General features: G+C 63.9%; 11 protein-coding genes and 2 tRNA genes. 7 read left to right on the top strand and 6 right to left on the bottom strand.

Annotated elements, in window-relative coordinates; genetic code table 11:
* Positions 1–245: 245 nt before the first annotated feature.
* From AC1RRE_RS06105 to AC1RRE_RS06090, 4 genes are all read right to left on the bottom strand, one after another.
* Positions 246–2435: a PAS domain-containing sensor histidine kinase gene (locus AC1RRE_RS06105; protein ID WP_492980214.1), complete on the bottom strand. Its 2190-nt coding sequence runs from the start codon at positions 2433–2435 to the stop codon at positions 246–248.
* Positions 2436–2437: 2 nt separating this feature from the next.
* Entirely contained in the window at positions 2438–3334 is an 897-nt protein-coding gene (locus tag AC1RRE_RS06100) for a LysR family transcriptional regulator (protein WP_492980213.1), read from the bottom strand.
* A 42-nt stretch (positions 3335–3376) separates the two neighbouring features.
* Positions 3377–4342, bottom strand: coding sequence for a thioredoxin-disulfide reductase (gene trxB / locus AC1RRE_RS06095; protein ID WP_492980212.1), 966 nt, complete (start codon positions 4340–4342; stop codon positions 3377–3379).
* A gap of 202 nt (positions 4343–4544) precedes the next feature.
* Complete coding sequence (locus tag AC1RRE_RS06090) at positions 4545–6566, bottom strand: hypothetical protein (protein WP_492980211.1); 2022 nt, start codon at positions 6564–6566, stop codon at positions 4545–4547.
* Between the two features lie 378 nt (positions 6567–6944).
* Between AC1RRE_RS06090 and AC1RRE_RS06085 the strand changes: the two genes are divergently transcribed.
* Both AC1RRE_RS06085 and AC1RRE_RS06080 read left to right on the top strand, forming a co-directional pair.
* A complete protein-coding gene (locus tag AC1RRE_RS06085; RefSeq protein WP_492980210.1) occupies positions 6945–7442 on the top strand; it encodes an Lrp/AsnC family transcriptional regulator in 498 nt (165 codons plus the stop codon).
* 80 nt (positions 7443–7522) lie between these two features.
* Complete coding sequence (locus AC1RRE_RS06080) at positions 7523–8371, top strand: hypothetical protein (RefSeq protein WP_492980209.1); 849 nt, start codon at positions 7523–7525, stop codon at positions 8369–8371.
* Between the two features lie 92 nt (positions 8372–8463).
* Here the strand turns inward: AC1RRE_RS06080 and AC1RRE_RS06075 are convergent.
* Positions 8464–8539: transfer RNA gene (locus AC1RRE_RS06075), tRNA-Glu, on the bottom strand.
* Between the two features lie 302 nt (positions 8540–8841).
* Here AC1RRE_RS06075 and AC1RRE_RS06070 point away from each other — a divergent pair.
* Positions 8842–8916: transfer RNA gene (locus tag AC1RRE_RS06070), tRNA-Gly, on the top strand.
* 34 nt (positions 8917–8950) lie between these two features.
* Here AC1RRE_RS06070 and AC1RRE_RS06065 read toward each other — a convergent pair.
* Positions 8951–9880, bottom strand: coding sequence for a LysR family transcriptional regulator (locus AC1RRE_RS06065; RefSeq protein WP_492980208.1), 930 nt, complete (start codon positions 9878–9880; stop codon positions 8951–8953).
* A 109-nt stretch (positions 9881–9989) separates the two neighbouring features.
* Between AC1RRE_RS06065 and AC1RRE_RS06060 the strand changes: the two genes are divergently transcribed.
* The 4 genes from AC1RRE_RS06060 (at position 9990) to AC1RRE_RS06045 (ending at position 12685) form a co-directional block, all read left to right on the top strand.
* Positions 9990–10586 (top strand): hypothetical protein, encoded by a 597-nt coding sequence (locus AC1RRE_RS06060; protein WP_492980207.1) that lies wholly within the window; start codon positions 9990–9992, stop codon positions 10584–10586.
* A gap of 129 nt (positions 10587–10715) precedes the next feature.
* Entirely contained in the window at positions 10716–11525 is an 810-nt protein-coding gene (locus tag AC1RRE_RS06055) for a transporter substrate-binding domain-containing protein (RefSeq protein WP_492980206.1), read from the top strand.
* A complete protein-coding gene (locus tag AC1RRE_RS06050; protein ID WP_492980205.1) occupies positions 11526–12317 on the top strand; it encodes a transporter substrate-binding domain-containing protein in 792 nt (263 codons plus the stop codon).
* A complete protein-coding gene (locus tag AC1RRE_RS06045) occupies positions 12314–12685 on the top strand; it encodes a nuclear transport factor 2-like protein (protein WP_492980204.1) in 372 nt (123 codons plus the stop codon). Before AC1RRE_RS06050 ends, AC1RRE_RS06045 begins: the two co-directional genes overlap by 4 nt.
* The last annotated feature ends 20 nt before the right edge of the window (positions 12686–12705 follow it).

The raw sequence follows: 12705 nt of genomic DNA, 5'->3' as shown, positions 1-12705 counted from the left end.
GGCCTGGGTTACAGGCCGGCAAAGTCTTAACAGGGAGGCTCCGCGCGAGACGCGCGGACGGCCGAAACAGCGGGGGAGCTGTCGCGGCCAAGTTTCTGGCCGAAGCCAAAAACCGGGAGATGCTGCGACGCAACATCTGACAGGCAATGATTTACCGCCTGTCGACTGCTTTGAGTATCCAGAGAATTGGCAACTCAGGTATGCGGCCCGTGCATAACTGGTTGGTGAATTAAAGCGTAGTCGAATCAGCGGATTACCGCGCTCGGTCCCGGTGGGAAATGCAGGCGGACCGTGGTGCCGCGGCCTGGTGCGCTGTCGATTTCCAGGCTGCCGCCATGCAATTCAATCAGGGCTTTGACCAGCGGCAGACCCAGGCCGGTGCCGCGCATCTGCGACACCAGGGCGGAATCGATCCGGCCGAAAGGCTCGAGCGCCTTCTGTACGTCGGTTTCATCCATGCCGACGCCGGTATCCGTCACCGCGACCACGGCGCCGCCATTGGCGCCGGTGGTGATGCCGAAACGGATCTGGCCGCCAGACGGCGTGTATTTGACGGCGTTGGACAGCAGGTTGACCAGCATCTGCTTGGCCAGTCGCTCGTCCGCGAACAGCCTGACATTTTCGGGCGCCGGATCGGCCTGCAGGGTGACCAGCCGGTCGGCCGCCATCGGCCGCAGCAGGGTGGTGCAGTCTTCGACCAGCCGGGCCCAGCTCATATATTCGGGCACCAGCTTCATCTTGCCGGCCTCGACCTTTGAAAGATCGAGGATGTCGTCGATCACCGCCAGCAGATGGCGGCCAGCAGCCAGGATGTCGTTCGAATAGCGATCATACTGCGGCACACCGGATGCACCCAGCAGCTGCAGCGACATGATCTCGGAGAATCCGATGATCGCATTCAGCGGCGTGCGCAGCTCGTGGCTCATATGCGCCAGGAACTGGCTCTTGGCGCGGTTGGCATATTCGGCGTCCTGATGCGCCTTGAGCGCCGCCGTGCGCGCCGCCTCCAGCGTCTCGGTGCGGGCAGCCAGACTGTCATTGGCCTCGCGCAATTCCCGCTCGCTGCGTTTCAGCGGGCTGATGTCGGTGATCAGCGAGGCCGTGCCGCCCGATGCCAGGCGGAAGTCGCGAATCTGCAGCCAGCGCTTGTCGCGCGTATCGTAGAAGATATGCGGCTCTTCGCGGGCGGCGCTGAAGATGCGCATGCGCGTGGCCGCCCAGTCTTCGTAATCGGTATAGACGCCGGCTGCAGCAGGCGTCGGCCGCACGGCCACCGAGGCGCGGCAGATGTCCTCATGTGACAGGCCGCCGATCTGAGCCAGCGGCACGCCGATGATATCGGCATAGGCCTTGTTGCAGACCAGCAGCCGGGCATCCTGGTCGAACAGAGCCACGCCATCGGGGCCGACGGCGAGTGCATCGCTCAACCGTTGCTCCGCCTCGCGCAGTTTCTGCTCCGAGGCCTTGCGCTTGGTGATGTCGTTCACCACCACCAGGGCTGCATCCTCGCCGATATAATGCATCGGCACGGCGGCCATGGTCGCCCAGATCACATTGCCCTGCGCGGTGGCGACCTGCACCTCTTCGGCCGGCTGCGCCGGTTCGGCGAAAATGCGGCCGCGATGGGCGGGGTCGAGGACATAGCGCGGCGTGGATGAAGATGCGCCCCCATCCTCGATGCCGAACAGCTCGGCCGCCGGCCGGTTGCTGTAGAGGAAGGCGCCGTCTTTGCGTCGCGCCACCACGATGGGGAATGGTGCGGTATCCAGAATCGAGCGCAGGCGACGCTGGGCTTCTTCGGCATTGGCGCTGACGCGTGTTCGGTCCTGCAGCGTGGTGCGCAGGCGCGCCACCATGTCGGTGGTGCGGCGGAAATACCGGTTCAGACGCAGGGAGAAGCTGAGCAGCAGCAGGATGCCGACCAGGCCGATACAGCCCAGCAACTGGTCATCGCCAACTGGGCTGAGCAGCAACAGGATGCTGCCAGGCAGCACCGCCAGAATAATGACGGTCGCGGAAATCGTGAACTGCACCGAAGCGGTGAGGCTTAGCGAAGCGATGCTGCAGATCAGGCAGACCAGCGCCAGCATCGGCCCCGGCAGCACCGGCAGCCGCACCACGAAGGCCAGCGCCACGCCCAGCACGATGCCGTTGAGGGCATAGACGGCGACCAGACGCCAGCGCCACACCTGCGGGATGGTGCGCCGACGACGATCGGCCATGAACGCGCGATGCGTCAGATATTGCAGGCCGACGACGCAGATGGTGGCGGCCAGATAGGCCAGACGCATGGTCTGCTCAAGATAGCCCTGCAGCAGGAAGGCGACGGCCAGGGCGACCGCAACCTGCGCCAGCATGTCGACAGGCCGGCGAACGCGTATCAGCAGTTCGTTACGGCCTGCGCTGCCGCTGCCCGGATCGGATTGCCACGGCATGGTCAGTAGCGCCAGTCCGCCACCTTGCGCAGCAGGAAGTCGCGGAAGACGGCAAGCCGCTTCGTGTTGCGCAGCTCTTCCGGATACACGAGATAGGTATCGAAACTCGGGCCGTCGATATTGGGCATGACGCGCACGATGCGCGGATTGCCCTCGACCATGTAATCGGGCAGCGCCGCGATGCCCAGTCCACTGGCCACCGACTGCATCACGCCATAGACATTGTTGACGGTCAGGATCGGGTCGCGCGGCGACACCGGGTCGCCTACTTTCAGCAGCCAGTTGATGTTGTTGAAATGCGCCGGCGCTTCTTCGCCATAGACGATCAGGTGATGGCGATCGAGGTCCTCGATATTCTGCGGCGCGCCGTGGCGGGTGACGTAATCGACCGCGGCATAGACGTGATTGTGCACGGTCAGCAGCTTGCGATGGATCAGGTCGACCTGGGTCGGCTTCCACATGCGGATCGCCACATCGGCCTCACGCATGGAGAGATCAAGTTCGCGGTCGTCCACTACCATCTCGATGCGGATATCGGGATAGAGGTCCATGAATTCCTTCAGCCGCGGCGCCAGCCAGACGGTGCCAAACGCCACCGTGGTGGTGACGCAGAGCTCGCCCGACGGCTTGTCCTTGGCGTCGGCGATCATGGCTTCGGTGACGGCCAGACGCGCGAAGATCTCGCGCGCGGTGCGGTACAGCAGCTCGCCCTGCTCGGTCAGGATCAGGCCGCGGGCGTGGCGATGGAACAGCGTGGCATTGAGCTGGCTTTCGAGCGCGCCGATCTGGCGGCTGACCGCCGACTGGCTCAGGCCGAGAGATTCACCCGCATGAGTCAGACTGCCGGCCTCGGCCACAGCATGAAAGATGCGCAGCTTGTCCCAATCAAGCGCTGACATACGTCCCCCTCAAATAACCGGCCCCCGCCCGAACGGGCGGCGTCAATCCGCCGCTTCGGCCGCCGGCTGCGCGTGATGCGCGATGAACTTCTCCGCCTCCAGCGCGGCCATGCAGCCAGTGCCGGCCGCCGTGACGGCCTGGCGGTAAATCTTGTCGGCCACGTCGCCGGCGGCGAACACGCCAGCGATGCTGGTCTGCGCCGTGCCGGGCTTGGTGGTGAGATAGCCTTCGGAGTCCAGCGGCAGCTGGCCCTTGAACAGTTCGGTATTCGGCGTATGGCCGATGGCGACGAAGAAGCCGTCGGTGGCGATCTCCTGCGTGGCGCCGGTCTTGACGTTCTTCAGCCGCACGCCGGTGACGCCCTGGCCCTCGGCGCCGAGAATCTCGTCGGTCGCATGATCCCAGATCACCCTGATCTTGGGATGCTTGAACAGCCGCTCCTGCAGGATCTTTTCGGCGCGCAAGGAATCACGACGATGCACCAGCACCACCTCAGTGGCGTGGTTGGTGAGATACAGCGCCTCTTCCACGGCGGTGTTGCCGCCGCCGACCACGACAACCTTCTTGCCGCGGTAGAAGAAGCCGTCGCAGGTGGCGCAGGCCGACACGCCGAAGCCCTGGAAGGCCTGTTCGCTTGGCAGGCCCAGCCATTTGGCCTGGGCACCGGTGGCGATGATCAGCGTCTCGGCGATATAGGTGTCGCCGCCATCGCCCTTGGCGACGAAGGGCCGCTTGGAAAGATCGACCGACACGATGTAGTCGTTGATGATGGTGGTGCCGACATGCTTGGCCTGCGCCTCCATCTGCTCCATCAGCCAGGGGCCCTGGATGGTCTGCGCGAAGCCCGGATAATTCTCGACATCGGTGGTGATGGTGAGCTGGCCGCCCGGCTGCAGGCCATGCACCAGGATCGGCTGCAGCGAGGCGCGCGCGGCATAGATCGCCGCCGTCAGGCCGGCCGGGCCGGAGCCGAGAATAAGAACCTTGGTGCGATGGGTCGTGGCCATGGAAGTCGGACTCCGGACTCGGTGTTTAGGGCGCTGAAAACGGCTGTTTGGCGATTATGGCAGCCGTGCGGGCCAGCGCCAAGAGGAAGCCCGGCAAGTGGCTGGGAATGCGGCTTTTTCGCCCCATCAAATGACGGGACTGTGACGCGCTTCCCGCGACTCGCGAACAACCATATAGGGCAGCCCGCCGGGGGTTGCCGGCCTAAAAGCCGAACATGTGATCGATGCAGAAGCTCTCGGCGCCGTTCTGCAGGCCGTGGAAGCCGAACAGGCGGCAACTGGCATCGCGCACCTGCACCCAGCCGCCCGCGCCTGCCGTCTGGCGTTCGGCCGCCGTGAAGGTTTCCGAAACCCGGAAGAAACGCGAGCCGCCATAGGGAATGGCGAGCGGGCGTTCAGCCACCTTCTCGGCCTTGGCATTGAACAGCGTCAGCGTGGTCTGCGACACGTCCTGGCCGTAAGCATCCTTGGGCAGCGAGGCCGGATAGACCAGATGGCAGATCGCATCGAAGCGCGCTTCGCCCAGACGCAGGAACAGACGCGTGGTCAGGCCCGGCGGACGATGGGTGTAGCTCTGCGGCTCGTCGCGATAGGTGATCGGCATGTTGTAGATATGCGCGCCGAAGATCGTCTCGGCCGCATGGCCGGAGCTGCGCTGCTCATACAAACCGAGCGCATGCAGCCAGCCATCGCCCTCGCCGCCATCGCGGAAATCGTAGAGATATTCGATATGGCCGTAGCCGGAGCGCAGCGAGGCGCTCGCCTCCTTCAGCCAGGCATCGGTATCGACCGGATGGGAATCGCGGCGCGCCAGCCGGCCCATGTATTTCTCGGCCGCCACGCTGCCATCAGCATCATAGAGCACGACGCGCAGCGGCAGTTCATGCTGCGTGGTCGCCATCGGCGTGGGCAGGGTGACCGTCTTCCAGTCCTGCACCGGCAGCACCGGCAGGGGCATGATGTAGCCCTTCCCCAGCAGCGCTTCCAGCTTGGGCAGGTTGGCATCGGGCTTGAGATCGGTGCGCTCGACATTGGCATGGGCGATGCGGCGCTTGCCCGCCCGCATTGATCCATTCTGGCCATTCGCTTTCTGCACGATCTCGTAACGCGGCCGGATCAGGTAGCGGCCGGCCTGCAGTTCGATCTGGTCGGGGAATTTGGCATTGGGCAGCAGCCTGCCCAGGTCGACGGGGGTGGTGCCAAACGGCGGCACCTCTTCCGGATACCAGGCAGTATCCTGCGAGCCGACGATATTGATGCCGAGGCCGCCGGCCGGAATGGCGACCGGATGGCTGTTCTGCACCCAGAGCAGCAAACGCTCGCCGTCTTTCGGCGAGGGAATGCCGGCATAGAAATCGGCCGGCCAGGCATTGGCGTCGTGGCTGCAGCTCAACTGGCGACCGGAGTCCGAGAAGCAGTCGAGCGCGTATTTCACGACGTCATGCCCCTTGATGCGGATGGCGTGGATGAACAGCGAGCCGGCGAAGTCATCGAGACCGAAGCGCTTGCGCACATCGCGGCTGTCGATCAGCACGCTATGAAACGGGCCGGACGTTGCCGTAGAGAGCGATTCCGTCCATTCGGCCAGCACGCTGCCATCGGGCGCGAACAGGCAGAGCCACAGCGCCGGGTCGGCGGCGCCATAGCCGGTCCAGTAATTCGCGGTGACAACCTGCGTGTGCAGCATATCGACGCCGTCGTCATCCCTGCCGTCGCGCAGGAAGGCGAAGTTGGTGGCGAAGTTGATCGGATCGAGATAGCGGCCGGGATTGGACAGCCATTCCTTCGGCAGCCGCATCGCATCCAGCGTGAAGACCTTGCAGCCCGGGGGCAGCAGGCGCGCGATCTGCGCCTTGTGAATCTCGGCGTCAAAGGCCGCGATCAGCACCGCGTCGGGCTTTGCCGCGCCGATGGCGAGGACCGTCTGCACGCTCTGGCCCAGACGGGTTTGCCCCAGGTCTTCCACGCGCTGCACGAACACGCCGGCGAGATTGGCGCGCGGGATCGGGAAGAAGGTGTCGAAATGCTCGGCCACCGGCTGCGGCTCGGGGTCGTAGACGGCGAGGCGGGCAAAGGGGCTGAGGTCGGCGACCAACTGGCGCGCCAGCGTGGCGCTCTTCGGATGGCCCAGCGCCTTGAACAGGCTGTGGCCGCCGAAATTGTTGCCCGGCCGCCAGCCGCCCTTGGCGTCGTTGTTGGTAAAGGTGTCGATCTTGAGCGCCATCTGGCCCCGTCACTGAATCTTGATTCGGCACTGTAACTCCGGTGCCCCCGCCCCGGCCTGCAGGGCAGCTTTAGCATCTGGGCCGGATGGTGGGAATCGGCATGTCCCCACTTTGTCGGCCCGGCTTCCTTCCGCTTCGTTTGTCTTCGTTTTGGTTCGTTTCGCTTCGTTTGCATTCGTTTCGGTTCGTTTTGCTTCGTTTGGGTTCGGCCGGAAAGTGCCGGATCGGGCCAAGGCCCTGAAATAGAACATATAATGTACATTATATGGGAATAAAGTCAAATCCGGATGCCGGTAATATTATTTCGACACGCACCCTTGGATTCTTGCGCGTTTTTATAATATTATTGCGTCAACCTCCCAAACCGAGAAAATTCCATGCAACGCGTCAAACTCGACCTGATTGACCGCAAGATTCTGACGGACCTGCAGGCCGACGGCCGCATGACCAACGTCGAGCTGGCGCAGCGGGTCGGCATCTCCGCACCCCCCTGCCTGCGCCGCGTCCGCGCGCTGGAGGAGGCTGGCTATATCAAGGGCTACCACGCCGACCTGAACCCGCAGCAGCTCGGCTATGGCGTCACCGTATTCGCCATGGTCGGCCTGAACAGCCAGGCCGAGCATGACCTCGTGGCCTTCGAGCAGACCGTGGCCGGCTGGGCCCAGGTGCGCGAGTGCTTCATGCTGGCCGGCGAGAATGATTTCATCCTGAAGATCGTGGCGCGCGACTGGGACGCCTATCAGACCTTCCTGACCAAGGAGCTGACGGCGCTGACCAATGTCGCGCATGTCAAAACCGCGCTGACCATCCGCTGCTCGAAAAGCGAACCCGGCGTGCCGGTGGATATGCCGGTGGGCGAAGACGCTGCGGGGTGAAGCTGCTCTCGCATAGAAAAATACTGCCTTGCGAATCGTGTTTGCTGTCATAATTCAAAGTTGACGGTACGCAGGGACGCATGGGCCAGAATACGCAGCTATTCAAAGACCAGATTGTTGGGGGAACTCGCCTAGACCGGCATGGTGAGCGTTTTACTAAAGACGACCTTGAACATTACAGCGCTAAAATGTCGGGGCGCCAGCTTCTACACAGCCACCATAACATGGCCATGCCCCCTGCTGGCTTTATTGAAAACCTACGTGTAGTGCCATCAAAGATTGAAGCGGGTGAATGGGACCTGATCGGCGACATTACGGTGCTAGCCGACACTTTAGAAGAAGTGAAAGGCGGCTTTAGCATCTCCATGACACGGCGTTTGTTCGAGCGAGAAGAGGCAGACGCCGCTATTTTCTTACCCTATCCACATTACAAGGACGAACAGTTGATTGCCGATCTAGCTTCTGATTCAGAGCTAGATGTTGGCAAGTGGCTGCAAAAATCTGCTGAACTCACAATCGGTGCGTTGCTCGTAATGGGGGTCTATGGCGCTGGTACATGGTTGTTCAAAAAATTTGCCGACGCAGCTTTTGATGAGGCATTTAAAAGCCAGATTGCACCCCGCCTGAATAGCCTTCTTAACAACACACAGCCCGCTTTAGAGAAGAAAGGCATCCATCTCGAACTGACCCTGCCAATTGAAGTGGCCCAAAACACTATCATTGAGCTCCGTATCATGCCGTTGCCGGGTTCAAACGGCAGTCGTCTCACTACAGAAATCGCCCACGATGCAGCTCGCAGAGCAAATGACGCTGTGATTGCGAATGGAGCACCACCCACAAAACTTAAGCGAGTTGTTGTAGGGTATCGGAAAGACGCCACAGAGTCTGAAGTGCTGAGGATTGACCCTCGGATAGATATCAAGAGCTGACTCCAAAATAGATACCGATTGAAATCGGATTGGAAACAGCAGCTCTTGATGCGGCAAGAGCACATGGTATCGCTATCAAATTTTCCGAAAAGTGGCGTCCCCACGGGGATTCGAACCCCGGTTTGCGCCGTGAGAGGGCGCCGTCCTGGGCCTCTAGACGATGGGGACCCATAAGCCGCAGCGGGCCGGAGCCTGCGCGAGGTCGCACCAGATACAGGACGTCCCCCGCAGGCGCAAGGGGTTTCCCCCACCAGTCCGGCAATAACCCCAGTCCCGCCAGCGGTTTGCCAGCCATGCCGAGTGAGCCGGAAGTCCTTGGCCGGGCGCTTTATTTTGTTAAACGAGACGCTTGCATCGGGTTTTCGGCTGGGTATAGTGCGCGCCTGCAACCGGCACCCCGCCGGTTGACCGGTCTTTAGGGACCGGCCGGGTTTCCCGGACATGACGACACCGGTTCAGCCGGACGCCGAGCGGGCGTAGCTCAGGGGTAGAGCACAACCTTGCCAAGGTTGGGGTCGAGGGTTCGAATCCCTTCGCCCGCTCCAAATTTCCAAACGCACTGAATGATCGCCGCAGCCTCTAGGCTTTGCGGGCTTTCGTCCTGCGCGCGCCGCTTTTGCTTTTTTGGCCCGCCGGCACATCGCGCTGCGTCGCCGCATCGAGGCAGGCGCGCAGGCCGGCGCGCGCCGCGTCGATCAGGCCCGCCTCGCCGCCGTTCCTGGCATCGCCGCGCGTCGAATAGACGACATGCACCGAATAGGAAAACTCCGGCGCGCCAGCCACCAGATGCAGCCGGCCTTCCAGCAGATACGGCCGCGCCACGCTGTAGCGCAGATAGCCGCTGCCGCCGGCGCTGAGCAGATAGCCGAGCGCCAGCGGCCCCAGCGAGATCGAGACGCCGGGATTGACCAGATCGGGAAACGCCGCCTGCTGGCTGGTGGCGAAGGCCGGGCCCCAGTCGACATGCACATAGCTGTCATGGCTGGGCGCGGCCGTGCGCGAGGTGCTGACCATGACCAGCTTTTCCTCGGCCAGCAGTTCGACCGCGAGATCGGCCAGCGGCGGCGGGCTGTAGACCACGGCCAGATCGAGCGAACCGTTCTGCACCTTGTCGAGCAGCGGTGCCTGCGGGCCGACCTCGGCGCGCAATGCCGTCTGCGGATGCTGCTGCCGCATCCAGATCAGCCAGTTGGTCAGCAGCGGACTCCACAGGCTCGATTCACCGCCGATGCTGATCGCGCTGGCATGGCCCGCCGGCAGCGCCACGCGCTGGCGCGCCCGTTCCCAGACCTGCACGAGCGTCAGCGCGTCGCGCTGGAAGCGTTCGCCCGCCGCGGTCAGGCGCGCGCCGGATTTGTTGCGCACGAACAGCCGGCTGCCGAGCGCATCCTCCAGCGCCCGGATGCGCGCGCTGACCGCCGTCTGGGTCAGATGCAGGCGCTCGGCGGCGGCGATGAAGCTGCCGCTGTGCACGATTTCCAGAAAGGTGCGGGCGAGATCGATATCCATCGATTCATATCAATATTCTTGCTGATAAATTGCAATGGAATTCATTATCCAAATCTTATCAGGCGACGGATTCTGGAGGCCGCGCATTCTCTTGCCGCAGGAGCCCGTCATGTCCCCGTTCCCGTCGCTGTCCCTTCTGGATGCCGCCGTTTTCGCCGACCTGTTCATCGCCATCAACGTGACCGCCGTGGTGTCCTATCGCTTTGGCTGGCGCAGCACGGCGCTGGGCATCATGGCCGGCATCGGCATCACGCTGCTGGTCGCGCCGCTGCTGGAGCCCGGCGATGCCGGCATCGCGACGCACTGGCTCTCGGCCCTGCTGCTGCTCGCCTTTGGCATCTATCTGCAGCATGTGTTCCTCGGCGGCCTCGACCTGCGCGATGCCGGCAGGCCCGTGCCGACGGTGAACAATGTCGGCTGGCGGCACCGCGCCAATCTGCCCGGCCTGATCCTGGCCGCCTGGGCCGCGGTGGCGCAGGGGCTGGCGGTGCTGGAGACCTGGCAGGGTCCCGCCTCTCTGGACAAGGCCTGGCCCGTATCGACAGAGCTGATGCTGGGCCTGGGCATCCTCGGCCTGATGGGCTGGGCTTTCAGCAGCACCGGCCTGCTGCGCCGCATGCCGGCCTATGTGGCCGATGGCGTCGCCGCCTTCATCATCACCGCTTATGGTGCCTGCTTCCTCGTCTTCGCCTTCAACGGCGCGTGAGCGGTTACGCTGAGGACTGGGCGAACCCATTCCGGACCAATCTTTCCACCTGCCGCAGGCATCGCATCCCCGCTAGACTTCCCTTCACAGGCTGAGGCCTTGGGGCACTCAAGCCGGCTGGAGGAAACGATGCGTGCGATGCTTTGCAAGGCCGTCCTGGCGATGGCACTTCTGTTCACCGCTGATGCCATGGCGCAAGGCGCGCCGCCGTTGAATGAACTCGCACCGAAGGGCCCGGTGCGCGTCGCCATCGCCATTTCGCCCGCACCCTCGGCGCTGTACGCGATCAAGACCGCGGATGGCAGTTTCAAGGGCGTGACGGTGGATCTGGGCAATGCGCTGGCGAAGAAGATCGGCCGGCCGGTGCAGTTCGTGCCGTATCTCGCCTCGGGCGAGATCACGGTGGCCGGCGACAGTGACGCCTGGGACGTCACCTTCATGCCCTATGATGCCACGCGCGGCAAAGCGGTGGATTTCGGCAGCGCCTATCACCTGCTGCAGAGCACCTATCTCGTGACCGCCAAAAGCGGCATCAAGACCCTGGCCGAGGTGGACCGCGCCGATGTGCGCATCGCCGGCGTCGAAGGCACCGCCACCGGCCGCGCGGCGGCGGCCTCGCTCAAGCAGGCGAAGATCATCTCGATTCCCGGCGTCGATGCCGGCGTGGCCATGCTGAATGCCGGTGCGGCGGAAGCCATCGCGCTGTCGCGGGAGTCGCTGACCGGGCTGCTCGACAAGATTCCGGGCTCGCGGATTCTGGATGGCGGCTTCCTCAACTCGGTGACCGCCGTCGCCGTGCCGAAGGGCAAGGCCGCCTCGCTCGCCTATGTCAGCGCTTTCGTCGAGGACGAAAAAGCCAACGGCAATGTGCGCAAATATTTCGACGCCATGGACCTGAAAAGCTCGCAGGTGGCACCCGCCGGCATGAAGCCGCAATAAGTGCTGCGCGCGGCGATCATTGCTGTTGCGACGGCGCTGATCGGCGGCGCGGCCGTCGCGCAGCCGTATGAGGAACTGACGCCGAAGGGGGCCTTGCGCGTCGCCATCGCCGTCTCGCCCGCGGCATCCGCGCTCTATGCGGTCCAGGAGCCGGACGGGCAATACAAAGGCGTCACCGTCGACCTGGGCAAGGCGCTGGCGGCGGCGATCAACCGGCCGGTGCAGTTCGTGGTCTATCCGGCGACCGCCGAGATCGTGAGCGCCGGCGATCAGGATGCCTGGGACGTCACCTTCATGCCGCATGAGGCCCAGCGCGCCCGCGCCATCGATTTCGGCAACGCCTATCACCTGCAGCAGAGCACGTTTCTGGTGACGGCGCAGAGCGGCATCACGCGGCTGTCTGACGTGGATCGCCCCGGCATCCGCATCGCCGGCGTGGAAGGTGCAGCAACGGCGCGTGCCGCCGCGCTGTATCTGAAGCAGGCGACGCTGCTGCCGCAACGCGGCGTGGCCGAGGCGGCCGCACTGCTGAAGGACGGCAAGGCCGACGGCATCGCGCTGGGCCGGGAGTCGCTGCTGGGCTTGCAGGCGCAGGTGCCGGGCACGCGCGTGCTGGATGAAAGCTTCCTCGAAACGCCGACCGCCGTCGCCGTGCCGAAGGGCCGCGCCAAGGCGCTTGCGTTTGTCAGCGCCTTCATCGAGGCACAGAAAGCCAGTGGCGCTGTGCGACGCGCGCTGGATGCCATGGGACTGACCAGTTCGACTGTTGCACCCGCAGGCCTGAAGCCATGACTGACGCCGCCGCGATCATCGATGCCTATATGGCCGCCTGGAACGAGGCGGACGCGGCAAAGCGCATGACGCTGCTCGAAAGCTGCTGGGCCGAGGATGGCATCTACACCGATCCCGGCGTGCATCTGACCGGCCGTGCGGCCTTGAGCGCGCGCATCGGCATGAAGCAGGCCGAGCGGCCGGGCGCCAGGCTGGTGCTGCTGAGCGGCGTGGAGCATCACCACGGCCTGCTGCGCTTTCACTGGCGGCTGATCACCGCCGATGGCACGCCGGGGCCGAAGTCAATCGATATCGGCGAACTGGGGCCGGATGGGCGATTGATCCGCATGATCGGCTTTTTCGGCCCGCCGCCGGCCGACAGAGACTGACCCGGGCCTCACCGGGATTG

This window comes from Ferrovibrio sp. GW821-FHT12D07 (genome assembly GCF_058807275.1).
This window is presented reverse-complemented; position numbering and strand designations above follow the sequence as displayed.